Below are 24778 nucleotides of genomic sequence, written 5' to 3' on the forward strand. Positions count from 1 at the left end.
TCAGGCCAGCTCTTTCGCCGCCGCGACGATGTCGTCGTCGCCCGGCAGCACCAGGAATGCCGCGCCGGCCAGCGGCGTGAACGTATCGGCGCCGACCACGCGGCGCAGCGGGACGTGGCCGAGGCCGGCTTCCACGATCGCGGTGATCACGCCCTCGCCCACGCCCGCGCTCTTGCGGCCCTCGTCCACGACGAGAATGCGTTTCGCGGTCGCCACCTGCGCGGCGATGAACGCGTCGTTGAGGGGTACCAGCCAGCGCAGGTCCACGACGCGCACCTTCCAGCCGCGCTCGCTTTCGATGCGCCGCGCGGCGCGCAGGCTCATCGGCACGCCGTTGCCGAAGGTGACGATCACCAGGTCGTCGGCCTCCTCGCCATAGACGCGGCCCTCGCCCAGCGGCATGGCTTCGCCCTGCGGGGGATACGCGAACTGCCACTGCCCGTCGCCGGGTTCGTGGAGGTCCTTGGTCATGTACAGCGCGATGGGCTCGAGGAACGCCGTGACGCGTCCGTCGACCTTCGCCAGGGCCGCCAGCGTGCGCAGCATCGTCGCCGCGTCGTCGCCGCGGCTCGGGCAGCCGACGACCAGCCCGGGGATGTCGCGCAACGCGGCGATCGAATTGTCGTTGTGGAAATGGCCACCGAAACCGCGCTGGTAGCCCAGCGACGCCACGCGCATGAGCATCGGGTTGCGGTACTGCCCGTTCGAGAAGAACTGCAGCGACGCCGCCTCGCCGCGGATCTGGTCGCAGGCGTTGTGGAAATACGCGAGATACTGGATCTCGGGCATCGGCAGCATGCCCATGTTGGCGTAGCCCTGCGCGAGTCCGAGGATCATGGTCTCGTCGAGCAGCGTGTTGAACACGCGGGCGTTGCGGAACGCCTTGTGCAGGCCCTTGGTCACCGTATAGACGCCGCCCTTCTGCGCGACGTCCTCGCCGAAGAGCAGGCTCTCCGGATACTTCGCCATCAGGTCGTGCAGCGCCTGGCCGATCTGGATCGCGAGATGCCGCGGCGGCTGCTTCTCCGGAAGCTTCGCTTCGCCGCCGAACACGCGCTCGCGCTCGGCGGGATCGGCTGCCCGCGTGGCTTCGGCGCGCACGGCATCGGGCGTGTACGGCGCCAGCGGGGCCATGACGTCGGCGAGCGCCGTGAGGCGCGGGCGGCTGTCGGCATCCTCGGCCGCCGCGAAGCAGCGCCGGCGGATGCTCTCGTTGAGCTCGAGCAGTTCGTCGCGCGTGTACAGCCCCGACGCGAGCGCGATGACCGCGCTGCGCAGCAACGGGTCCGTCGCCTCCAGGGCCACGAGCTCCTCGACCGAACGCCATTCGATCTCGAAGTCGGTTCCCGCATGGCCCATGATGCGCGTCGTCCCGAGGTGCAGGAACGTCGGCCGACGCGTGGCGCGGCAATGCGCGACGGCGCGCTCGACGTCCGCGTAACCGCCCGCGAGGTCGAGGCCGTCGGCGTAGAAGTAATCGAGGTTCGCGCGGTGACGGAAGTTGTTCGCGACCCAGCCGCCGGGCGTCTTCACCGAGATGCCGATGCCGTTGTCCTCGCACACGAAGAGGACCGGTGCGGGCAGCTTCTGGTAGGCGGTCCAGGCGGCGGCGTTGAACGCCGTCTGCGCCGTGGCGTGGTTGGACGACGCGTCGCCGAACGAGCAGATCGCGATCGAGTCGGCCGGGATCGGCAACGTATGGTCGATGCGGCGGGCCTGTTCGATCGCGATCGCGGTGCCGAGCGCCTTGGGCAGGTGCGACGCGATCGTCGAGGTCTGCGGCAGCACCCACAACGGCTTGCTGCCCCACACCTTGTGCCGTCCGCCCGAGGCGGGATCCTCGCTGCTCGCGGCGAACGACAGGGCCGAATCCATCACGGGATCCATGCCCGGCAGCTTGCGGAAACGCTCCGCCATGAAGCCGCCGCTGCGGTAGTGCAGGAACGCGGGATCCGTGTGCCGCGTGAGCCGCGCGACCATCGCGTTACCCTCGTGGCCCGACGAACCGATGGTGTAGAACACCTTGTTCTGCACGCGCAGCACGCGCGCCATCAGGTCGAGGTGACGGCTGATCAGCTGCGACTCGAACAACTCACGGAAGCCCCTCGCGTCCAGCGCGCTCCCGGGGAGAACGGGCTCATCGTCGCGGGGTGGCCGGCCGATGTCGCCCCGCCACTCCCTCACGAACTCCACGAAGTTCTGGTCGACGATCTCGGCGCGATTGAAACCCTTGTGACGGGCGGCGATGGGCTGCGGGACGGACATGGCGTGCTCGGAAGGAAAGATCAGACGGACATCGGCGAGAAACCGGGCCGCGCGCGGACGCGCTCCAGCCAGGTGCCGACGAGCGGCCAGCGGGACAGGTCGAAGCCGCCATCGGCGGCGCAATGCGTGTAGGCGAAGAGCGCGATGTCCGCGACGCCGAAACCGCCGCCGCTGAAGAACGGCTCGCGCGAGAGGTGCTCTTCCATGACGTCGAGGGCATGCGCGCCGCGCTCGCGCAGGCGTGGCAGCTCGGCGCGACGCTCGTGGTCTTCCGGCAGCCAGCGGCAAATGAAGCGCGCCACGGCGATGCAGGGTTCATGGCTGTACTGCTCGAAGAACATCCACTGCAGCGTGCGCGCACGGTCCCACGACGTCGTGGGAAGGTACGGCGTGCCTTCGGCGAGATAGCACAGGATGGCGTTCGACTCGGCGAGCCGGCGGCCGTCGTCGAGGACCAGCAGCGGCACCTTTCCGTTGGGATTGAGCGCGAGGAATTCGGCGGTGCGCGTCGCCCCGCGTGTGCTGTCCGTATCGACCCAGCGATACGGACGCCCGAGCATGTCCAGCAGCAACTGCAGCTTGTAGCAATTGCCCGACGAACGCAGGCCGTAGACGGTCGGCATGCCGGTCATCCGTCAGAACGCGTTGATGCCGGTGAGCTCGCGGCCGACGACGAGCTGGTGCACGGTCTCGGTGCCTTCGTAGGTGATGACGGATTCGAGGTTCAGCGCGTGACGGATCGCCGAATGCTCGGTCGTGATGCCGGCGCCGCCGAGGATGTCGCGGCAGTCGCGCGCGATGTCGAGCGCCATGCGCACGTTGTTCCACTTCGCGAGCGACACCTGCGTCGGCTGCAGACGGCCGGCGTCCTTCAGGCGGCCCAGCTGCAGCGAAAGCAGCTGCGCGGTGGTGGTGCGCCGGGCCATGTCGGCGAGCCTGACCTGGATGGCCTGGTTGGCGGCGAGCGGACGACCGAACAGCACGCGCTGCGCGCTGTAGTCGAGCACTTCCTTCAGGCACGCCTGCGCGGCGCCGATCGGCCCCCACGTGATGCCGTAACGCGCCTGGTTGAGGCAGCCGAGCGGGCCTTTCAGCCCCTTCACGTTCGGCAGGCGTGCACTGTCCGGGACGCGCACGTCGTCGAAGAACAGGCCCGACGTCACCGAGGCGCGCAGGCTCATCTTCTTGTGCACTTCCTGCGCGGCGAAGCCCTTGGTATCGGTCGGCACGATGAAACCCTGGATGCCGTCGTCCGTCTGGGCCCAGACGATCGCGATGTGCGCGAGGTTGCCGTTGGTGATCCACATCTTGGCGCCGTTGATCACCCAGTCGCCGCCGTCCTTGCGCGCGACCGTCTTCATGTTCGCCGGATCGGAGCCACCATGCGGCTCGGTGAGGCCGAAGCAGCCGATCACTTCGCCCGCGGCCATCCGCGGCAGGTACTGGCGCTTCTGCTCCTCGGAGCCGTAGGCGAAGATCGGGTACATGCACAGCGAGCTCTGCACCGACGCGAAGCTGCGCAGGCCCGAATCGCCACGCTCGAGTTCCTGGCAGATCAGGCCATAGCTCACGCCGTTCATCCCGGCGCAGCCGTATTCCTCGGGCAGCGTGGCGCCGAGGAGGCCCAGCGACGCGATCTCCGGCACCAGCTCGGCCGGAAACCGGCCCTGATCGAAGGCGTCGCCGATGATCGGAAGCACCTTTTCGTCGACGAAACGGCCGACGGCGTCCTGCACGGCGCGCTCCTCGTCGGTGAGGAGCGAACGGACGTCGTAAAGATCGAGCGGGTCGAGACGGTGGGCCATGGCGGGCGATCACATGCGGTTGGGGAAACCCCACGATTGTAGCGGCGGCCTTCACGCCGGGTCATGCGGGCATGCAGCAAGAGGACGGCGCGACGGGCCCGGGCCGGACGGCGCAAGACGCGCGGCGCCTACAGCCGTCGCCCGTGCCGGGGGCGAATACTCGCCCTCCCCCTCGATACAGGACCTTCCGATGCGCCCCTCACGTTACCTGCTCGCCCTCACCTGCCTCGCCCTCGCCGGACCCACCGCGGCGGAGGGCTACATGTTCGGCACCCTCGTCATGCAGTCCACCGATTCCGCGACCTATGGCGAAGTGCAGGCATTGACCCGTAACAGCCCCGTCGTGCTCATGCCCGCCGTGTACCCGGGCGACGGCACCCTGTTCGACAGGTTCAGCACCAAGGAGCTCGACCGTCTCGGCGTCTTTCGCGAAGACAACCCGTTCGAACTGGAGAAGATCAGCCTTCCCAACCCTGGCGATACCGGTCGAGTGGTCAACGATGCGGGGCGCTGCCTGACCCGGACGGCCGGGCTCGAATGGGCGCAATGCGACGGCGGCGACCGGCAGCGCTGGACCTTCCGCGACGATGCCTTGTGGACCCGCGTCGGCAACAAGGATTTCTACGTGGGCTTCCGGCCCGGCACACCCCGCGGCGGCCCCTGGGTGCTGCTGGACGGCGCCTCGGGCAAGCCCACGGTCCGGATCCTTCGCGGCGCCATCTTCCACGACTGGGAGCTCTGAGGCACCCGGCGCCGTCCCGCGCGTGGAGATCACGCGCGGCGGCGCATAATGGGGCTCACCCTTACCCGGGCCTGCCCATGATCAAAGGTGTCATCCTCGGCTTCGCCTGCTACGCCGCTTATGCGTGGAGCGACGCCTTCGTGAAGTCGCTCGAGGGCACCTTGCCCGCGTACGAGGCGGTGTTCTTCGGCGCGGTACTCGCCATGGCGGCGTTTCCGTTCCTCAAGAAGCCTGGCGATCGCTGGAGCGAGATCGTGATCTCGAAGATGCCCGGCCTGTGGCTCCTCCGCGCCATGGCCGGCGCCATCGGCAACGTCACCGCGGTCATGGCCTTCACGGCACTGCCCATGGCCGAGGCCTTCTCGCTGATCTTCCTCCTGCCGATCTTCGTGACCATCCTGTCCGTGGTGTTCCTGCGCGAACAGGTGGGCTGGCGGCGCTGGTCCGCGGTCATCGTCGGTTTTCTCGGTGTGCTCGTGGTGCTTCGTCCCGGTTTCCGCCACCTCGGTGTCGGCCACGTGGCGGCGATCATCTGCGGCATCACCGGCGCGCTCTCGATCATCGCGCTGCGCATGGCCGGGGCGACCGAAAAGCGCATCACGCTCTACGGCGCCGGCGTGATCGGCCCGATGATCGCGGGCTTCATCATGATGCTGCCGCATTTCGTCTGGCCGAACGCCCACCAGTGGTTCCTGGTGCTCGGCTACGGCCTGCTCGCCGCCGCGGGGGCGGTCCTGCTCATGCTCGCGACGCAGCACGCGCCCGCCAATCGCGTGGCGCCGACGCAATACAGCCAGATGCTCTGGGCGATCCTCTTCGGCTACCTCATCTTCCACGACCACCTGGACTGGCCGATGCTCATCGGCATCGTGATGATCCTCGGCGCCGGCCTCTTCACCTTCGTGCGCGAAGAGAAGAAGACGAACTGGTGGCGCTGGACGAACATCGTCTGATCGCCGGCTAGCGGTTGCTCACTCCGTGCGGTACGTGGCCCGTCGCGACGTGCCGACGTGCCGACTCGACGTTCGCCGGGGAGTCGTCGAAGAAGATGTCGGCGCCGAACGCGTCGAGGAACGGCCCCTTGTCCCGGCCGCCCAGGAACAGGGCCTCGTCGATGCGCACGCCCCAGCGACGCAGCGTGAGGATCACCCGCTTGTGGGCGGGCGCCGAACGCGCGGTGACCAGCGCGGTGCGGATGGGCGAGGTCTCGGCCGGAAACGCGGCCTGGAGACGGTGCAACGCGGCGAGGAAGCCGCGGAAGGGACCGCCGGACAGCGGCTCGGCCCAGCGCTCGGTCTCGCTGCGGTGGAACGCGTCGAGGCCCTGCTCCTGCGACACCCGCTCGCCCTCGTCGCCGAAGATCACGGCGTCCCCGTCGAATGCGATGCGCAGCTGTTCGCTGGAACGCTGCGGCGCCGTGGACGGCAGGATGGTGGCGGCGGCCACGCCGGCCCGCAGCGCGCGGCCGACGTCCTCGGCGTTCGCGGAGAGGAAGAGATCCGCCTTGAACGGCGCGATGTAGTCGGACGTCGGCGCCCCGCTGGTGAACGCGGCACGGGAGATGTTCAGGCCGTAATGCTGGATGGCGTTGAAGATCCGCAGGCCGGTATCGCCCGAGTTGCGCGAGAGCAGGATCACTTCCACGGGCGGCAGGTCGCCGGAGAGCGCGTTCAGGCCCAGCAGCTTCTGCACCAGTGGAAACGCGACGCCGGGTTGCAGCAGCTCGTCTTCGTGGTCGATCTGGAACGCGCGGTACGCGTCGAGGCCTTCGCGCTCGAAGAGTTCGTGGCTGTCGCCCATGTCGAACAGGGCGCGCGACGAGATCGCCACGACGAGGCGGTTGTCGCGGACCGAGGAGGCGGCGTGGGCGTTGTGGGTGTCGTCGTTCATGGCGGCATCGTAGCGCAATGGGGCTTCTCGAATCGCCGGTGGCTACTCCGCGAATTGCTCGTCGAGGATGCGCTGCTGGAGGTTGTGCTCCGGATCGAACAGCAACCGCACGGCATGCCGCCGCGACTGCTTCACTTCCACGGAACGCACGTCGCGCACCTCGTGGAAATCCGCCGTGGCGCTGATCGGGCGCTTGTTCGGATCCTTCGTCTCGAAGCCGACGCGCGTGGCGTGAGGAAGGATCGCCCCTCGCCAGCGGCGCGGCCGGAACGGGCTGATGGGCGTCAGCGCCAGCACGTTCGCGTCCAGCGGCAGGATGGGGCCGTGCGCGGAGAGGTTGTAGGCGGTGGAGCCGGCGGGCGTCGAGACGAGGATGCCGTCGCACACCAGCTCGTCGAGCTTCATCTCGCCGTTGAGGCTGACCGTCAGGTGCGCGGCCTGGTTGCTCTGGCGGAGCATGGCCACCTCGTTGAATGCCAGGGCGCGGTGCTCGACGCCGTCGCAGCAGGTGGAGTGCATTTCCAGCGGATGAAGGACCGCGGGGTGCGCCCGTTCGATGCGCTCCGGCAGGTGATCCATGGCGTGCTGGTTCATGAGGAACCCGAGCCGGCCCAGTTTCATGCCGTAGAACGGGATGCCGAGCGTGCGATGGGCATGCAGCGTGCGCAGCATGAACCCGTCGCCGCCCAGCGAAACGATGATGTCCGCGTCGCCCGGCGCGACGCCGCGGTAACGCTTCTTGAGCGCCGTGAGGGCGCGTTGGGCGACTTCGGTCTCGCTGGCGACGAAGGCTAGGCGCATGGGCTGGGAGCTTCCTGGTCCAGCGGCGAGCTTAGTGCGTCGCGCCGCGTCCGGATAGCCTGAAACGATCTCGCAGACCCGATCGCGGATACGATCCGCTTCCGCCCCTCCGGTAGCGAAGTCCGCCTTCTACCGGAGGGTGGGAGCCGATCGCATCGGCGATCCGGGGCCCCTCGTGCTCGGGGGCCCCGATCGATCACACCGGGATCTGCGCCAGCTGCGCCAGCCTGCGGACCGCGACCGAGGCGATCGGGTAATCCGCGTTCTGGGTGAGGATCTCCGCCAGCATCGCGCGGGTGTACTTCAGGGTCGGGTCGTCGCGGTCCAGCCAGGCCTTCACCGGGCTCACATCGGTGCGATCGCCGGCCACGCTGAGCACCTGCAGCGCGAGGGCGCGATGCTGGGCGTTGAGCTCGTCCAGCAACGAGCCGCGCGCCTGCGCATGCCATGCGCCCTCGACAGCCAGCGCCTCGATCTGGCCACGCAGCCAGTCGAGGTCCAGCGCCTCGGCCAGTTCGTAGAACACCGTCGCGACCGTCGCGATGTCGCGGCCGCTCTGGCGCGACACTTCCACCATGTCGAGCGCGGAGCGCAGCACCGGCACGCGGGCCAGGCGGATCGCCAGCGCGTTGGGCACGCCCAGGCCTTCCCACTTCTCCTGGCTGGCCGCGAAGTCGCCGCGACCCGTGTTCGTCAGGGCGTCGGGCAGCGCCTTGCGCAGCGTCGTGACGTCGTTGGCATAGCGGTCGACATTGGCGGCGATGTCGAGCGAGCCGCCGGGGCGATTCAGCAGCCAGCGCGTCAGGTGGCGCAGCAACGACCAGATCTGCAGGACGGCGTCGATCTGCGTGTCCTCGGCGATCTTCCCGTCGAGCGCTTCGATGTCCGCCCACAGGTCGCGCGCGTCGAGGATCTCGCGCGCGGCGGTATAAGCCTTCGCGATCGCCGCCGGGCCCTGGCCCGTGTCCTCCTGCATGCGCATCATGAACGTCGCTCCCATGCGGTTGATCGTCGAGTTGGTCACCGCGGTGGCGATTATCTCGCGCTTCAGGCGATGGCGCTGCATGTGCTCGGCGTACTTCTCGTGCAGCGGCACAGGGAAGTACCGCACCAGTTCGCGCGAGAGGTACGGATCTTCCGGCACGTCGGAATCGAGCAGCTGCTGGAACAGCCGGATCTTGTCGTAGCTCAGCAGCACCGACAGTTCGGGACGCGTCATGCCCTGTCCGCGGAGCTTACGGTCGGCCAGTTCCGCGGCCGTCGGCAGCGACTCCACCTGGCGGTCTAGCAGGCCCTCGGCCTCGAGCGTGCTGATGAAGTGGGCCATCGAGCCCAGACGGCGCACGGACTGGTGCTCCATCACGGTGATCGCCTGGTTCTGGCGATAGTTGTCCCACAGTACGAGGCGGCCGACCTCGTCGGTCATCTCGGCGAGCTGCTTGTTGCGACCTTCGAACGTGAGCTCGCCACGCTGCACGGCGTCGTTGAGCAGGATCTTGATGTTCACCTCGTGATCCGAGGTGTCCACGCCCGCCGAGTTGTCGATGAAGTCCGTGTTCATCAGCACGCCGGCCTGCGAGGCCTCGATGCGGCCCTTCTGGGTCATGCCCAGGTTGCCGCCCTCGCCCACGATGCGGCAGCGCAGTTCGCTGCCGTTGACGCGCAGCGCGTTGTTCGCGCGGTCGCCCACGTCGGCGTGCGTTTCGCTGGTCGCCTTCACGTACGTACCGATGCCGCCGTTCCAGAGCAGGTCGACCGGCGCCTTGAGGATCGCCGAGAGCAGGTCGGACGGCGCCATGTGCGTCACCTCGGCGCGGATGCCGAGGGCGGCGCGGATCTGCGGCGACACCGGAATCGACTTCGCGCTGCGCGGGTACACGCCGCCACCGGCCGAGATCAGCGACTTGTCGTAGTCGTCCCACGAGGAACGCGGCAGCGCGAACATGCGCGTGCGCTCCTTGAACGACACCGCGGCATCCGGATCCGGATCGAGGAAGATGTGCCGATGGTCGAACGCGGCCAGCAGGCGGATGTGCTCCGAAAGCAGCATGCCGTTGCCGAACACGTCGCCGGACATGTCGCCCACGCCCACCACCGTGAAGTCTTCCGCCTGGCAATCGCGGCCCAGCGCACGGAAGTGGCGCTTGACCGATTCCCACGCGCCCTTGGCGGTGATGCCCATGCCCTTGTGGTCGTAGCCGTTGGAACCGCCCGAGGCGAAGGCGTCGTCGAGCCAGAAGCCATGCTCGGTCGAGATCGCGTTGGCGATGTCGGAGAACGTGGCGGTGCCCTTGTCGGCCGCGACGACGAGGTACGGATCGTCATTGTCGTGGCGCACGACGTCGTGCGGCGGCACGACGTTGCCCTCCACGAGGTTGTCGGTGATGTCCAGCAGGCCGTTGATGAACATGCGATAGCACGCGATGCCCTCGGCCAGCTGCGCGTCGCGGTCCGCACCGGCCGGCGGACGCTTGACGAAGAAGCCGCCCTTCGAACCGACGGGCACGATGACGGTGTTCTTCACCATCTGCGCCTTGACGAGACCGAGCACCTCCGTGCGGAAGTCCTCGCGGCGGTCGGACCAGCGCAGGCCGCCGCGCGCGACGGGACCGAAGCGCAGGTGGATGCCCTCCACGCGCGGCGCGTAGACGAAGATCTCGCGGTACGGCACCGGCTTGGCGAGGTCGGGCACCTTGTGCGAGTCGAACTTGAAGCTGATGTACGGACGGAACGCGCCGTCCCATGCCTGGAAGAAGCTCGTGCGCAGCGTGGCGTGCACCAGCGCGATGAAGCTGCGCAGGATGCGGTCCTCGTCGAGGCTGGAGACGTTGTCGAGCAACGCCTCGATCGCCTCCTCCACCGCCTTGACCTGGTCCGCGCGCGCGCTGCCCAGCGAGGCCACGAGGTTGCCGATCAGGCCCGGATGGGCCGCCAGCGTGTCGGCGTCCATCAGCGTGTGCATCTCGTGCGAGAGCATGCTCTCCGCGTGCTCGCGCTCGGCGCCGTCGAGGCTCTCGCGACGTGGATCGAAGCGCGCGTTGAACAGCTCGACGATGAGGCCGGCGATGGCGGGGTAATGGTTGAGCGCGTCTTCCATGTACGCCTGCGAGAACGCCACGCCCGTCTGCAGGAGGTACTTGCAGTAGCTGCGCAGCACGGCGACCTGGCGCCAGCCCAGCTTCGCGCCCAGCACGAGGCGGTTGAAGCCGTCGTTCTCGGCATTGCCGCGCCAGATCTGCTCGAAGGCGTCCTCGAAGAGCGTGCCGACCTGCTCCACCTCGAACGCGAGGCGACCGACCGGCTGGACCTCGAAGTCCTGGATGAACAGGCGGCTGTCGGCCACCTTCACTTCGTACATGTGCTCGGTGAGCACGCGCAGGCCGAGGTTCTCCAGCTGCGGCAGCACTTCGGACAGCGCGATGTCGGAGCCGGAACGGTAGACCTTGAAGCGCAGTTCCTCCGGCCGGTGCGGCGGGTGGTAGAACGACATGCTGATCGCGTCGGGGCCATCGAGCCCCGCCAGCGCGCGGACGTCGGCCGCGGCGACCTGCGGCGCGACCTCGTCGACGTAGCCGGCCGGCAGCGCCTTGCCGTAGCGGTTGGCGAGGATGATGCCCTGCTGCTCGCCGGCGCTCTCGATGAGGCGGTCGCGCAGTTCGTCGTGCCAGTTGCGGGCGATGGAGGCGATCTGCGCCTCGATGGCGGCCGCGTCGTACACCGGATGGTCGCCGATGCGCGGGCGCACGACGACGTGCAGGCGGACCAGCGCCGCCTCGCCCATCAGCACCGCGGAGTCGACGTGCTCGCCGTGGAAGGCCTCGCGCAGCACGCCTTCGACGCGCTCACGGACCGTGGTGTTGAAGCGGTCGCGCGGGATGTAGACGAGGCAGGAGAAGAACCGGCCGTAGCTGTCGCGGCGGATGAACAGGCGCGTGCGCGTGCGCTGCGCCAGTTCGAGCAGGCCCATGGCCAGCGCGAAGAGCTCGTCGGTGCTGCACTGGAAGAGCTCGTCGCGCGGCAGCGTGTCGAGGATGTGGCGCAGCGCCTTGCCCGAATGCGAGTCGCGCTTCAGGCCGGAGCGGGACATCACGGCTTCGCACTTGTCGCGCACGAGCGGCACGTGCTGCGGGTGCGCCATGTACGCGTTGGACGAGAACAGGCCGAGGAAGCGCTGCTCGGCGACCGGCCGGCCCTTGTCGTCGAAACGCAGCACGCCGATGTAGTCCATGTAGCCCGGACGGTGGATCGGCGAACGCGCGTTGGTCTTGGTCAGGATGATGGCGTCCGTGGAACCCGAGCGCGGCAGCTCGTTCGCCGCCAGCGTGCGCAGCGAGCGCGGCGCCAGCGAGCGTTCGGCGGTGCGCAGGATGCCGAGGCCGGACGTTTCCACGGCCTTCAGGACCTCGTCGCCCGCGTCGGCGGCGACTTCGTATTCGCGGTAGCCCATGAAGGTGAAATGGTCGTCCGCCACCCAGCGCAGGAAATCGGTGGCCTCACGGACTTCATCGGCGGTGTACGGGAGCGACCGACGGCCCAGGTCCTCCGCGACCTCGACCATCTTCGCGCGCATGGCGCGCCAGTCGTCCACGGCCTCGCGGACGTCGGCGAGCGCGGTTTCCACGTTCGCCTTGAGGGTGTCGAGCTCGGTATCGTCGATGCGATCGATCTCGAAGCGCATGATCGACTCGGTCGTCGGGCCGGAACCGATCGACTCCAGCACGCCCGACGCCGAACGCACCACCGGAACCACCGGGTGGATGATCGCGTGGATGTCGGCATGGGCCGCGGCCACCATCGACACGGTGTCGACCAGGAAGGGCATGTCGTCGGTGACGACCTCGACCACCGCGCGGGTGCCCGAGACGCCCGGGTTGTACACACGAACCTTCGCTTTACCCGGCGTGCGCTCGCGCGCGAAGCCCAGGAGGTCGGCGATCAGCGCGGCCCAGCGATCCGGCGCGTGCAGCGCGTGGTCGGCCGGGGCGATCCGCTCGAAGAAGGCCTCGATAAAAAAGCGCGCCTCGTTGAGGCGCTCCGCGGGGTAGTCGATCTTTTTGAGTTCATCGAAGACAACGGCGTGGAACGGGCCGTTTTCGGCAGCGCGAATCGCATTCATGGGCGGATTATCGATGTGGGGAAGGTCGGGAAATCCGTGAAAGCATAGCTCTCACGCATGTCATGTAGCCACACCGGCCGGGGCGCGCCGTTGCCGTATTTTCACTGCGTCGCCGCATCGATCGCGCACGAAACGCCCGGTCGCGGCATGCACTGCTCGTCCTCGCCGCATGTGCATCGCAACAATACGCATGCGAATGCGTGGCATGACCGTTGACGATGGTCCGGCGGAGATTCTAAACTGGACGGTATAGTCCAGCAGGTATGCGAAATGTCGAACCTGGATGCCCGCCCCGCTTCCGATCACCAGCAGCGGGTGCTCCAGGCGGCGTGCGCACTTTTCCTGCGCGACGGATATCGCGTCAGCATGGGCGCCGTGGCACGCGAGGCGGGCGTGTCCAAGCAGACCGTGTATGCGCATTTCGACAACAAGGACAACCTGTTCCACGCCGCCGTCGAACAACTGGTCTTGCCGCTCCACGCCAGCCTCGCCCCCGAAAGCGCCGGCCTGGCCTCGATGCTCCATGCACTCGCCAGGGCGCACCACACCTACGTGATGGACCACGCGCACGTGGCGCTGGGTCGCATGCTGATCGCCGAGGCGCCGCGCTTTCCCGCGGCGGCGCGGACGTTCTTCCGGACTGCGATCGATACCGTCGCGACCCGGCTGGCGCGCTGCATGGCCGAGGCGATGGAACAGGGACGCATGCGCGCCGAGGACCCGGACGTCGCCGCGGAGCTGTTCCTGTCCATGCTGCATGGGCTCGAAGGCGACCGGCGTTTGTTCGGAATGCGCGCGAGGGGTCAGAAGGCACAGGACGCGTGGGCCCGCCACGCGGTAACAGTATTTATGCACGCCTACGACATCCACCCGGATGCCGGGGCGCGAACGAACAAGAAACCCGGAAAAGGATCGGAGTCCCCATGAATCCCCTGCCCCTGCGCTCGTCCCTGCTGGCCCTCGGCCTCGCTGCGGCGCTCGCCGCCTGCCACAAGCAGGAAGCTCCCCAGCAGCCGCCGCCGCCCGAAGTCGGCACGATCACCGTCCAGCCGCAGAACGCGCCGCTGGTGCAGGACCAGGTGGGCCGCGTCTCCGCGTTCCGCACCGCGGACGTCCGGGCCCGCGTGCCCGGCATCCTGCTGCATCGCCTCTACGACGAAGGCACCGACGTCAAGGCGGGCCAGAAGCTGTTCCAGATCGACCCGCAGCCGCTCAAGGCCGAGCTCGACGCCCAGCTCGCGCAGCTCGCCTCCGCGCGCGCCTCGGCGGTCAACGCCAAGGCGCAGGCGGACCGCGCCCGCGGCCTGATCGGCAAGAACTACGTGTCCCGCCAGGACCTCGACACCGCCGAGGCGAACCAGCGCACGGCCGACGCCGCCGTGAAGCAGGCCGAGGCCAACGTGCAGTCCGCCCGCATCAACCTGGGCTTCACCGACGTGGTCTCGCCGATCGACGGCCGCGCCGGGCAGCAGCAGGTCACCGAGGGCGCCCTCGTCGGCCAGAACGAAACCACGCTGCTGACCCAGGTCGACCAGCTCGACAAGGTCTACGTGAACTTCAGCGTCTCGGTCTCCGACCTCGACGCCATGCGCCGCGCCGCCGCAGCCGGCGCCGCGACGCTGTCGCCGACCGACCAGACGACCGTGCGCATCATGCTCCCGGACGGCTCGGACTTCGGCGAGGCGGGCACGCTCGATTTCTCGTCGGCCACGGTCAATCCGCAGACCGGTACCGTGAGCCTGCGCGCCCTGCTGAACAACCCCGACCAGCGCCTGCTCCCGGGTCAGTTCGTGACGGTGAAGGCCACGCTCGGCGACCTGCACAACGTGTTCCTGGTGCCCCAGGCCGCGGTGCTGCGCGACGCCAACGACGCCTACGTGATGGTCGTCGGCGAAGGCCACGTCAAGGATCCCCAGACGGGACAGGACAAGACGATCCCGTCGGCCGCCGTCCATCGCTCGGTGAAGACCGACCGCATCGTCGGTCCGAACTGGATCGTCACCGGCGGCCTCAAGCCGGGCGACCAGGTCATCGTCCAGGGCCTGCCCAAGGCGAAGGAAAACGCCCCGGTCAAGGCATCGCCCGCGCAGGCCGCTCCGGCCGGCGCGTCGACCGCCGCCGGCGCACCCCACGCCGCGGCCGGGCAGTAAGGGAGTTTCGTCATGCCGAGTTTCTTCATCGACCGCCCCATCTTCGCGTGGGTCGTGGCGATCCTGATCAGCCTGTGCGGCACGATCTCCCTGCTCAACATGGGCATCGAGTCGTATCCGAACATCGCACCGCCGCAGGTCGTCGTCACGGCGACCTACCCGGGCGCGAGCGCGGACACGACCGAAAAGACCGTGACGCAGGTCATCGAGCAGCAGCTGACCGGTATCGACCACCTGCTCTACTTCAGCTCCGCCTCGAGCTCCAGCGGCACGGCCACCGTGACGCTGACCTTCGAGACCGGTACGGATCCCGACATCGCGCAGGTCCAGGTGCAGAACAAGGTGTCGCTCGCGACGCCCCGCCTGCCCTCGGAAGTGACGCAGCAGGGCGTCGTGGTGGCCAAGTCCAACCCCGACTTCCTGATGTTCGTGGCGCTGACCTCGTCCAACCCGACCATCGACGGCAACCGCCTGACCGACATCGTGTCGTCGCAGGTGCTCGACCAGATCGCCCGTATCCCCGGCGTCGGCAGCACGCGCCAGCTCGGTTCGGAATACGGCATGCGCGTCTGGCTGAACCCGGACAAGCTGCGCGGCTACGGCCTCTCGGCCACGGACCTGCGTAACGCGCTCAGCACGCAGAACGTCCAGTTCGCCGCCGGCTCGATCGGTACCGACCCGGCCGTGGACGGCCAGGGCTTCAGCGCCACGGTGTCGGCCGAAGGCCGCTTCACCTCGGCCGAGGAGTTCTCGGACATCATCCTGCGCGCCAACAACGACGGCACGGTCGTGCGCCTGAAGGACGTCGCGCGCGTCGAGCTCGGCCCGCAGACCTACGGCTTCAACGCGCAGTGGAACGGCACCCCGACCGGTTCGTTCGGTGTGCAGCTGCTCCCGGGCGCCAACGCGCTCGACGTCGCCAACGCCGTGCGCGCCAAGATGGCGGAGCTCGCCAAGAGCTTCCCGGACGGCGTGACCTGGTTCGCGCCGTACGACACGACGAAGTTCGTGACCATCTCGATCGAGGAAGTGGTGCATACCCTCGTCGAGGCGATCATCCTCGTCTTCCTCGTGATGCTGCTGTTCCTGCAGAACTTCCGCGCGACGGTCATCCCGACGCTCGTCATCCCAGTGGCGCTGCTCGGCACGTTCCTCGGCCTCTCGCCGCTGGGCTTCACCGTCAACCAGCTCACGCTGTTCGGCATGGTGCTGGCGATCGGCATCGTGGTCGACGACGCGATCGTCGTGATCGAGAACGTCGAACGCATCATGTCCGAGGAAGGGCTTTCGCCGAAGGAAGCCACGCGCAAGGCCATGGGCCAGATCACCGGCGCGGTCATCGCGATCACGGTGGTGCTCGCCGCGGTGTTCGTGCCGTCGGCGCTGCAGCCGGGCGCATCCGGCATCATCTACAAGCAGTTCGCGCTGACGATCGCGGTGTCGATGGGCTTCTCGGCCTTCCTCGCCCTGTCGTTCACGCCGGCGCTGTGCGCGACGATCCTCAAGCCGACGCACGACCACAAGAAGAACATCGTCTACCGCAAGTTCAACCAGGTGTTCGACTGGGTGCAGGGCACCTATTCGGGCCACATCGGCAGCGCCGTGCGCCACGCCCCGCGCTGGATGGTGGTGTTCGTGCTGATCGCGGTGGTGATGGGCTTCCTGTTCGTGCGCCTGCCCACCAGCTTCGTCCCTGACGAAGACCAGGGCTACGCGCTGGCGATCGTGCAGCTGCCGCCGGGTTCGAGCATCGCCCGTACCGAGAAGGTGATGACCGACATGCGGTCGATCATCCTCAAGGATCCGTCGGTCGAGGGTGTGTTCCAGATCTCCGGCTTCAGCTTCGTCGGCTCCGGCGAGAACGTCGGCATGAACTTCATCCGCCTGAAGGACTGGGACCAGCGCGACCTCACGGCCACGCAGATCATCCAGCAGATGAACGGCAAGATGCAGGCCGTGCGCGACGCCACGATCTTCGTGGTGAACCTGCCGACGATCCGCGGCCTGTCGCAGTTCGGCGGTATCGACATGTACCTGCAGGCCCGCGCCGGACAGTCCCGCGACGAGCTGCAGCAGGCGCGCAACATCTTGCTGGGCGCCGCGTCGCAGAACAAGGCGCTGGTCGGCATCCGTCCGAACACGCTGGAAGACGCGCCGCTGCTCCAGCTGAAGGTCGACCGCACGCAGGCGCAGTCGATGGGCCTTTCCGTCAGCGACATCTACACGGCGGTCCAGCTCACCCTCGCGCCCGTGTACATCAACGACTTCCAGTACGGCGGCCGCGTCAAGCGCGTCCTGTTGCAGGCCGACGCGCCCTACCGCATGGGCACCGACGCCTTCGAGCACATCTTCACGCCGAGCGGCCTCGCCTCCTCGTCGTCGTCCTCGACGTCGTCGGCCGCGACGGGCGGCACGGTGGCCAGCGCCTCCACGGGGCTGGACGCCGCGATGATCCCGCTGTCGACGGTGGTCAGCTCGAAGTGGACGATGGCCGCGCCGACGCTCAACCGCTACAACGGTTACTCCGCGGTGGAAATCGTCGGTAACGAAGCGCCGGGTTACTCCACCGGCCAGGCCATGGGCATCGTCGAAGGCATCGTCAACGACAAGCTGCCCAAGGGCTTCGGTTACGACTGGACCGGTCAGTCCTACCAGGAAATCCTGTCCGGCAACTCGTCCACGCTGCTGCTCGCGCTGTCGGTCGTGATCGTGTTCCTCTGCCTCTCCGCCCTGTACGAAAGCTGGTCGATCCCGGTTTCCGTGCTGCTGGTGGTGCCGCTCGGCATCCTCGGTACCGTCGTCTTCTCGATGCTCCGCGGCCTGCCGAACGACATCTACTTCAAGATCGGCATGATCACCGTCATCGGCCTGGCGGCGAAGAACGCGATCCTGATCGTGGAGTTCGCGGTGGAACAGCAGCAGGAAGGCAAGACGCTGCGCGAGGGCATCATCGAGGCCGCCCGCCTGCGACTGCGCCCCATCCTGATGACGTCGCTGGCCTTCATCCTCGGCGTGTTCCCGCTCGCGATCTCCACCGGCGCGGGTGCGAACTCCCGCCACGCGATCGGCACGGGCGTCATCGGCGGCATGTTGTTCGCCACGTTCCTCGGCCTGCTGCTGATCCCGGTGTTCTACGTCAGCGTCCGCCGCCTGCTGGGCGACAAGCTCGACGAGGTGTCGCACAACATGCCGAAGCCCGGCCACGATCCGGACGGCGACGGCCCGCACGGCGGCCCCTCGAACGGTCCGTCAGGCGGTGGCAACCCGTCGACGACCATCGTGCCGCACGCGCCGAATGTGGGAGACGTCACCCACTTCGACTCGGACCCGCGACGCGGAACGGATCGACCGTAACGAAAAAGCCCGGCGAAAGCCGGGCTTTTTTTTGCGGGACCGGACCTTGCGCGTGACCTTGATGACAGCGGCGAAGAGCCGTCGCGGCCGGGTCCGCTCCCACCGAGCGACATTGTGGGAGCGGACCTGGCCGCGACAGCTTCTCGCGATCACCTCGGAGCTGGCGCGCGAGCTTGATGACCGGGGCGAAGAGCCGTCGCGGCCGGGTCCGCTCCCACTCAGCGACATGGTGGGAGCGGACCTGGCCGCGACAGCTTCTCGCGATCACCCCGGAGCTAGCGCGCGAGCTTGATGACAGCGGCTAAGAGCCGTCGCGGCCGGGCCCGCTCCCACTCAGCGACATGGTGGGAGCGGACCTGGCCGCGACAGCTTCTCGCGATCACCTCGGAGCTGGCGCGCGAGCTTGATGACCGGGGCGAAGAGCCGTCGCGGCCGGGTCCGCTCCCACTCAGCGACATGGTGGGAGCGGACCTGGCCGCGACAGCTTCTCGCGATCACCCCGGAGCTGGCGCGCGAGCTTGGTGACCGGGGCAAGCGCTGTCGCGGCCAGGTCCGCTCCAACAGGGGGAGCGCGGGGCGATCAGCGCAGGCCGGTTTCCGCCCGCGCGATCACGAGGCGCTGGATCTCGCTCGTGCCTTCGTAGATCTCGGTGATCTTCGCGTCGCGGAAGTAGCGCTCCAGCGGCATTTCCTTCGAATAGCCCATGCCGCCGTGGATCTGCACGGCCTGATGGGTGATCCACATCGCGGCTTCCGAGGCCACCAGCTTGGCCATCGAAGCCTCGGTGCCGAAGCGGCCGCCGGTCTTCTCCACCTGACCCTTGGTCCACGCCGCGCGCAGCGTCAGCAGGAGGGCCGCGTCCAGCTTGCACTTCATGTCGGCGATCTTGGACTGCGTCATCTGGAACGTGCCGATCGGGTAGCCGAAGGCCTTGCGATCGCGCGACCACTGCAGCGTGGCCTCGTACGCGGCGCGCGCGATGCCCACCGCCTGCGACGCGATGCCGATGCGGCCGGCGTCGAGCACGCCCATGGCGATGCCGAAGCCCTTGCCTTCGTCACCGAGGAGGTCTTCCTTCGGGCAGACGTAATCGTGGAACTCGATCTCGCACGTGGCCGAGGCGCGGATGCCGAGCTTCGGTTCCGTCTTGCCCGCGAGGAAGCCGTCGCGCTTCGTGTCGATGATGAACGCCGACACCCCACGGGCACCGATGCCTGGCGTGGTCACGGCGAACAGCACGATGTAACGCGCGACCGGACCGGAGGTGATCCAGCTCTTCTTGCCGTTGATGACCCAGTCGCCATCCGCGTTCTTCACGGCGCGCGTGTGCATGTTCGAGGCATCCGACCCCGACTGCGGCTCCGTCAGCGCATAGGCGCCGATCGCCTCGCCCGACGCGATGGCGCGAACGTACGTCTGCTTCTGGGCCTCGTTGCCGTACTTCAGGATGCCGTTGCAGAACAGCGAATTGTTCACCGACATGATCGTCGAGGTGGCGGCATCGGCGGCGGCGATCTCGACCATGGCCAGCACGTAGGCCACCGGGTCCATGCCCGCGCCACCGTATTCCTCGGGCACCTCGATGCCCATGAGGCCGAGCTGGCCCATTTCCCGGATGTTCTCGAGCGGGAATTCACCCTTCGCGTCGAGTTCGGCGGCGACGGGTGCGATGCGCTTCTGGGCGAAGTCCCGGGCGATGGACTGGATCGACAGCTGGTCGTCGGTAAAACGGAAATCCATGGGTGTTCCTCGCGCCGGTCCGATGGGCCGGCAAAGTCTGGTGGAATCGAGCCCGCCATTCTAACGACCGTCCGGCGACAAGCCTCCCTGCACTGCAACATGTCCGCTTGACGCACGCGCGCGTCGGCCCCATCCTACGTATCTCTATATCGCGATATAAGGATGTTGGATGGATCTGTCGACGGCCTCCACGGTGCTGCGGCTCCTGGCCGATCCAACCCGTGTCCGGCTCCTGGCCCTGCTCGACCGCGAGGAACTGACGGTGGCCGAACTGGCCGCCGTGCTGCACCTCGCCCAGCCCCGGGTGTCCACCCACCTGGCGAAGCTGAAGGAAGCCGAGCTCGTCCGCGACCGCCGCGCCGGCGTCTCCGCCTACTACCGCGCCAATGTCGAGGCCGATCCGACCCTCGTCGCGCTCGTCGCGTCGCTGCGCGACACGTTGAGCGACGCCCTGCTGCGCGAGGACGCCGAGCGCCTCCCCGCCGTGCTGGCCCAGCGGGCCCGCGCGGAAGGCTGGGCCGACACCGTCGCCGGCGACATGGAACGCCACTACTCGCCCGGCCGCACGTGGGAAACGCTCGCCCGTTCGCTTCTCCAGCTGCTCACCACGGGCGACGTCCTCGACATCGCGTCGGGCGACGGCGTCACCGCGGAGCTGCTCGCGCCCCACGCCCATTCCATCGTCTGCATCGACAGCTCCGAGCGTGTGGCCGACGCGGCGCGGCAGCGGCTTTCGGCGTTCTCCAACGTCGATGTGCGCACGGGCGACATGCACGCGCTGGACCTCGGCGACCGCCAGTTCGACCTTGTCCTGCTGCTCCACGCCCTCACCTATTCCGACCGGCCGCAGACCGTTTTCGACGAGGTCGCCCGCGTCCTCAAGCCGGGCGGTCGCGTGCTGGCCTCCACGCTTGGCGAACACGATCACCGCGCCGTCGTGGAACCGTTCGATCACCGCAACCTCGGCTTCACCTGCGAGGGCCTGACCGAGCTGGCCCGCAAGGCCGGCCTCGAGGTGGTCAGCTGCGAGCGCCTCAGCCGCGAACGCCGCGCGCCGCACTTCGAGGTGGTCAGCCTCCTCGCGCGCAAGCCCCAAGGAGACGCTTGATGAGCACCCTGCCCTGGCTCCACCCCGACCGCGTCGCCCTGATCCAGAAGGGGCTGGCGGAACGCATCATGATCCTCGACGGCGGCATGGGCACCATGCTGCAGGGCCACCGGCTGGACGAATCCGGCTACCGCGGCGAGCGCTTCGCCGGCGGCCACGACAGCACGCACGACCACGGTCACGACCATCCGGGCGAGTGCGACCTGAAAGGCAACAACGACCTCCTGCTGCTGACCCAGCCGGACATCATCCGCGGCGTGCACGAGGCATATCTCGAAGCCGGGGCGGATTTCATCGAGACCAATACGTTCAACGCCACCCGCGTCAGCCAGGCCGATTACCACCTGGAGCACCTGGTGCCGGAGCTCAACCGCGAGGGCGCGCGCATCGCGCGCGAAGCCTGCGACGCCATGACGGCGCGCACGCCGGACCGTCCCCGCTTCGTCATCGGCGTGCTCGGCCCCACGAGCCGCACGGCGTCGATCTCGCCGGACGTCAACGACCCGGGTTACCGCAACGTCTCCTTCGAGGAGCTGAAGGCGAACTACATCGAGGCCGCGCGCGCGCTCATCGAAGGCGGTGCCGACACGATCATGGTCGAGACCATCTTCGACACGCTCAACGCGAAAGCCGCCCTGTTCGCGCTCAGCGAGCTCTTCAACGAGCTCGGGGCGCGCGTGCCCGTGATGATCTCCGGCACGATCACCGACCGCTCCGGTCGCACGCTGTCCGGGCAGACCGCCGAGGCGTTCTTCTACTCCGTCGAGCACATCCAGCCGCTGTCCGTGGGCCTCAACTGCGCGCTGGGTGCCGAAGACCTGCGCCCGCACGTGCAGATGCTCTCCCGCATCGCTGGCGCGGCCGTCAGCACGCATCCGAACGCCGGCCTGCCCAACGCGTTCGGCGAGTACGACGAGACGCCCGAGACCATGGCCGCCACGATCGAAAGCTTCGCGGCCGAAGGCCTCATCAACATCGTCGGCGGGTGCTGCGGCACCACGCCGGCCCACATCGCGGCCATCGCCGCCGCCGTGGCGCCTTACGCGCCGCGTGTGCCGAAGGACGACGCGCAAGCCGCATGAGCATCCGATATACACGCCTCTCCGGCCTCGAGCCGCTGGTCATCACGCCCGACCTGAACTTCATCAACGTCGGCGAACGCACGAACGTCACCGGCTCGGCACAGTTCCGCAAGCTCATCAAGGAAGGCCGCTACGAAGAGGCGGTGGAGGTCGCGCGCCAGCAGGTGGAGAACGGCGCGCAGATCATCGACATAAACATGGACGAGGGCCTGATCGATTCCGAGGCGGCCATGACACGCTTCGTGAACCTGATCTCGTCCGAACCGGACATCGCCCGCGTGCCGATCATGGTCGACTCGTCGAAATGGAGCGTGATCGAGGCCGGCCTGCGTTGCATGCAGGGCAAGGGCATCGTCAACTCGATCTCGATGAAGGAAGGCGAGGCCGCGTTCCTCGAGCACGCGCGCAAGGTCCGCCAGTATGGCGCTGCCGTGGTGGTGATGGCGTTCGACGAAGTCGGCCAGGCGGACACGAAGGAGCGCAAGATCGAGATCTGCTCGCGCGCCTTCGAACTGCTCGTGGACGAAGTGCACTTCCCGCCCGAAGACATCATCTTCGATCCCAACATCTTCGCGATCGCCACCGGCATCGAGGAGCACAACAACTACGCGGTCGACTTCATCGAGGCCACGCGCGAGCTGAAGAAGCGCTTCCCGTCGTCGCACGTCTCCGGCGGCGTCTCCAACGTGTCGTTCTCGTTCCGCGGCAACAACCCCGTGCGCGAGGCGATCCATTCCGTGTTCCTCTACCACGCGATCGCCGCGGGCATGGACATGGGCATCGTCAACGCCGGCGCGCTGGCGATCTACGACGACCTGCCGGAGGAGCTGCGCGAGCGCGTCGAGGACGTGGTGCTCAACCGCCGCGCCGACGCGACCGAACGTCTCCTCGAGATCGCCGACCGCTACAAGGGCGGCAAGGGCGAGGTCGCGGTCGAATCCGCCGCGTGGCGCGAGAAGCCGGTGGTCGAGCGCCTCAGCCATGCGCTGGTGCACGGCATCGACCAGTTCGTGGTCGAGGACACCGAGGAGGCACGCCTCGCGGCGAAGCGTCCGCTCGACGTCATCGAGGGCCCGTTGATGGCCGGCATGAACGTGGTGGGCGACCTCTTCGGCGCGGGCAAGATGTTCCTGCCCCAGGTGGTGAAATCGGCCCGCGTGATGAAGAAGGCCGTGGCGCACCTCATTCCGTACATCGAGGAAGAGAAGCTGCGCTCCGGCGACGCGGGCAAGAACAACGGCAAGATCGTGCTCGCCACCGTCAAGGGCGACGTCCACGACATCGGCAAGAACATCGTGGGCGTGGTGCTCCAGTGCAACAACTTCGAGGTCATCGACCTCGGCGTGATGGTGCCGACGCAGAAGATCCTGGACGTCGCCCGTTCCGAGAACGCCGACATCATCGGCCTCTCGGGCCTGATCACGCCCTCGCTCGAGGAAATGAGCCAGGTCGCGCGCGAGATGCAGCGGCAGGACTTCCAGGTTCCGCTGATGATCGGCGGCGCGACGACGTCGCGCGCCCATACCGCGCTGCGCATCGAACCGCACTACAAGTCGCCCACGGTGTGGGTGAAGGACGCTTCGCGCGCCGTGGGCGTGGCGCAGTCGCTGGTCAGCAAGGACCTCGTCGACGAGTTCATGGCGAAGGTGCGCGCCGAGTACGCCGAGGTGCGCGAGCGGCACAAGAGCCGCGGCACCGGCAAGCAACTCGTGCCGCTCGCCAAGGCGCGCGCGCAGCGCTTCCAGGGCGACTGGCAGGCGTACACGCCACCCGTGCCGCGCACGCCGGGCGTGACGGTCTTCGACGACTACGACCTTGCCGAGCTGCGCTCATACATCGACTGGTCGCCGTTCTTCAACGCATGGGAGCTGGCGGGCAAGTTCCCGGCGATCCTCACCGACGAGGTCGTCGGCACGCAGGCATCGGAGCTCTATCGCGACGCGCAGGCCATGCTCGATCGACTGATCGCGGAGAAATGGCTCACGGCGAAGGGCGTCATCGGCTTCTGGCCGGCCAACCAGGTCGGCGACGATATCGAGGTGTACGCCGAGCCGGGCAGCGGCAAGCGCAAGCCGGTCGCCACGCTGCGCCATCTTCGCCAGCAGGCCGACAAGCCCGTCGAGCGGCCGGATTTCTGCCTGTCCGACTTCATCGCGCCGCGCGACAGCGGTGTCGAGGACTGGGTCGGCGGCTTCGCCGTCACCGCCGGCATCGGCATCGACGCGCACGTCGCACGCTTCGAGGCGGTGCATGACGATTACTCGTCGATCCTGCTCAAGGCGCTGGCGGACCGCCTGGCGGAAGCCTTCGCCGAGCGGATGCACGAGCGTGTCCGCAAGGAGTTCTGGGGCTACGAGCCGGACGAGGCGCTGGACAACGAGGCGCTGATCTCCGAGGCCTACCGCGGCATCCGCCCTGCCCCGGGCTACCCCGCGTGCCCGGAACACAGCGAGAAGCGCACGCTGTTCAACCTGCTGGACGCCACGGCGCACACGTCGATCGAGCTGACGGACAGTTTCGCGATGTATCCGACGGCGGCCGTCTCGGGATGGTATTTCTCGCACCCGGACAGCCAGTACTTCGTCGTGGGCCGCCTGACGCGCGAACAGGTCGAGGACTATGCGAAGCGCAAGGGCTGGGATCGCACCGAGGCCGAACGCTGGCTCGCGCCGTACCTCGATTACGACCCGGACTGAGGGCCGGGGCTCGGCTTTGTGGGCCTGC

The 24778-nt window shown here is 68.0% G+C and carries 14 protein-coding genes and 1 pseudogene; 8 read left to right on the forward strand and 7 right to left on the reverse strand.

Annotation, left to right across the window (positions count from 1 at the left end; all coding sequences use genetic code 11):
• Genes BMY69_RS06605 through BMY69_RS06615 form a run of 3 tightly spaced genes read right to left on the reverse strand, consistent with a single transcriptional unit; the run spans position 1 to position 4070 of the window.
• Positions 1 to 2265, reverse strand: coding sequence for a thiamine pyrophosphate-dependent enzyme (locus BMY69_RS06605; protein ID WP_090176283.1), 2265 nt, complete (start codon positions 2263 to 2265; stop codon positions 1 to 3).
• Positions 2266 to 2285: 20 nt separating this feature from the next.
• Positions 2286 to 2897, reverse strand: a complete 612-nt coding sequence (locus BMY69_RS06610) for a glutathione S-transferase family protein (RefSeq protein WP_177191093.1) — start codon at positions 2895 to 2897, stop codon at positions 2286 to 2288.
• Positions 2898 to 2900: 3 nt separating this feature from the next.
• Entirely contained in the window at positions 2901 to 4070 is a 1170-nt protein-coding gene (locus tag BMY69_RS06615) for an acyl-CoA dehydrogenase family protein (RefSeq protein ID WP_090176288.1), read from the reverse strand.
• Positions 4071 to 4260: 190 nt separating this feature from the next.
• On the opposite strand from BMY69_RS06615, the gene BMY69_RS06620 reads away from it, so the two are divergent.
• Together BMY69_RS06620 and BMY69_RS06625 are read left to right on the forward strand one after the other, a co-directional pair.
• The gene (locus BMY69_RS06620) at positions 4261 to 4812 is read left to right on the forward strand and encodes a hypothetical protein (protein WP_090176290.1); all 552 of its coding nucleotides are present in this window, start codon (positions 4261 to 4263) and stop codon (positions 4810 to 4812) included.
• 77 nt (positions 4813 to 4889) lie between these two features.
• Entirely contained in the window at positions 4890 to 5765 is an 876-nt protein-coding gene (locus tag BMY69_RS06625) for a DMT family transporter (protein ID WP_090052358.1), read from the forward strand.
• A 7-nt stretch (positions 5766 to 5772) separates the two neighbouring features.
• On the opposite strand, the gene BMY69_RS06630 is transcribed toward BMY69_RS06625, so the two are convergent.
• From BMY69_RS06630 to BMY69_RS06640, 3 genes are all read right to left on the reverse strand, one after another.
• On the reverse strand, positions 5773 to 6702 hold the full coding sequence (locus BMY69_RS06630; protein ID WP_090176293.1) for a 5'-nucleotidase: 930 nt from the start codon (positions 6700 to 6702) through the stop codon (positions 5773 to 5775).
• 42 nt (positions 6703 to 6744) lie between these two features.
• Entirely contained in the window at positions 6745 to 7503 is a 759-nt protein-coding gene (locus tag BMY69_RS06635; protein ID WP_090176296.1) for an NAD kinase, read from the reverse strand.
• 196 nt (positions 7504 to 7699) lie between these two features.
• Positions 7700 to 12619: an NAD-glutamate dehydrogenase gene (locus BMY69_RS06640; RefSeq protein WP_090176299.1), complete on the reverse strand. Its 4920-nt coding sequence runs from the start codon at positions 12617 to 12619 to the stop codon at positions 7700 to 7702.
• Positions 12620 to 12889: 270 nt separating this feature from the next.
• On the opposite strand from BMY69_RS06640, the gene BMY69_RS06645 reads away from it, so the two are divergent.
• The 3 genes and pseudogenes from BMY69_RS06645 to BMY69_RS06655 form a co-directional block, all read left to right on the forward strand.
• Positions 12890 to 13546, forward strand: a complete 657-nt coding sequence (locus tag BMY69_RS06645; RefSeq protein ID WP_090176301.1) for a TetR/AcrR family transcriptional regulator — start codon at positions 12890 to 12892, stop codon at positions 13544 to 13546.
• Complete coding sequence (locus BMY69_RS06650; RefSeq protein WP_090176304.1) at positions 13543 to 14769, forward strand: efflux RND transporter periplasmic adaptor subunit; 1227 nt, start codon at positions 13543 to 13545, stop codon at positions 14767 to 14769. Before BMY69_RS06645 ends, BMY69_RS06650 begins: the two co-directional genes overlap by 4 nt.
• Positions 14770 to 14781: 12 nt before the next feature.
• Positions 14782 to 17943: pseudogene (locus BMY69_RS06655) on the forward strand (multidrug efflux RND transporter permease subunit); the annotation flags it as partial.
• A gap of 760 nt (positions 17944 to 18703) precedes the next feature.
• Here the strand turns inward: BMY69_RS06655 and BMY69_RS06660 are convergent.
• On the reverse strand, positions 18704 to 19888 hold the full coding sequence (locus tag BMY69_RS06660; protein ID WP_343124094.1) for an acyl-CoA dehydrogenase family protein: 1185 nt from the start codon (positions 19886 to 19888) through the stop codon (positions 18704 to 18706).
• 145 nt (positions 19889 to 20033) lie between these two features.
• Between BMY69_RS06660 and BMY69_RS06665 the strand changes: the two genes are divergently transcribed.
• Genes BMY69_RS06665 through metH form a run of 3 tightly spaced genes read left to right on the forward strand, consistent with a single transcriptional unit; the run spans position 20034 to position 24750 of the window.
• On the forward strand, positions 20034 to 20972 hold the full coding sequence (locus BMY69_RS06665) for an ArsR/SmtB family transcription factor (RefSeq protein WP_090176312.1): 939 nt from the start codon (positions 20034 to 20036) through the stop codon (positions 20970 to 20972).
• Positions 20972 to 22054, forward strand: coding sequence for a homocysteine S-methyltransferase family protein (locus tag BMY69_RS06670; protein ID WP_090176315.1), 1083 nt, complete (start codon positions 20972 to 20974; stop codon positions 22052 to 22054). The genes BMY69_RS06665 and BMY69_RS06670 overlap by 1 nt, the downstream gene beginning before the upstream one ends.
• The gene (gene metH, locus BMY69_RS06675; protein WP_090176317.1) at positions 22051 to 24750 is read left to right on the forward strand and encodes a methionine synthase; all 2700 of its coding nucleotides are present in this window, start codon (positions 22051 to 22053) and stop codon (positions 24748 to 24750) included. Before BMY69_RS06670 ends, metH begins: the two co-directional genes overlap by 4 nt.
• Positions 24751 to 24778 lie beyond the last annotated feature (28 nt).

It is taken from the genome of Luteibacter sp. UNC138MFCol5.1 (genome assembly GCF_900110505.1).
GTDB lineage: Bacteria > Pseudomonadota > Gammaproteobacteria > Xanthomonadales > Rhodanobacteraceae > Luteibacter.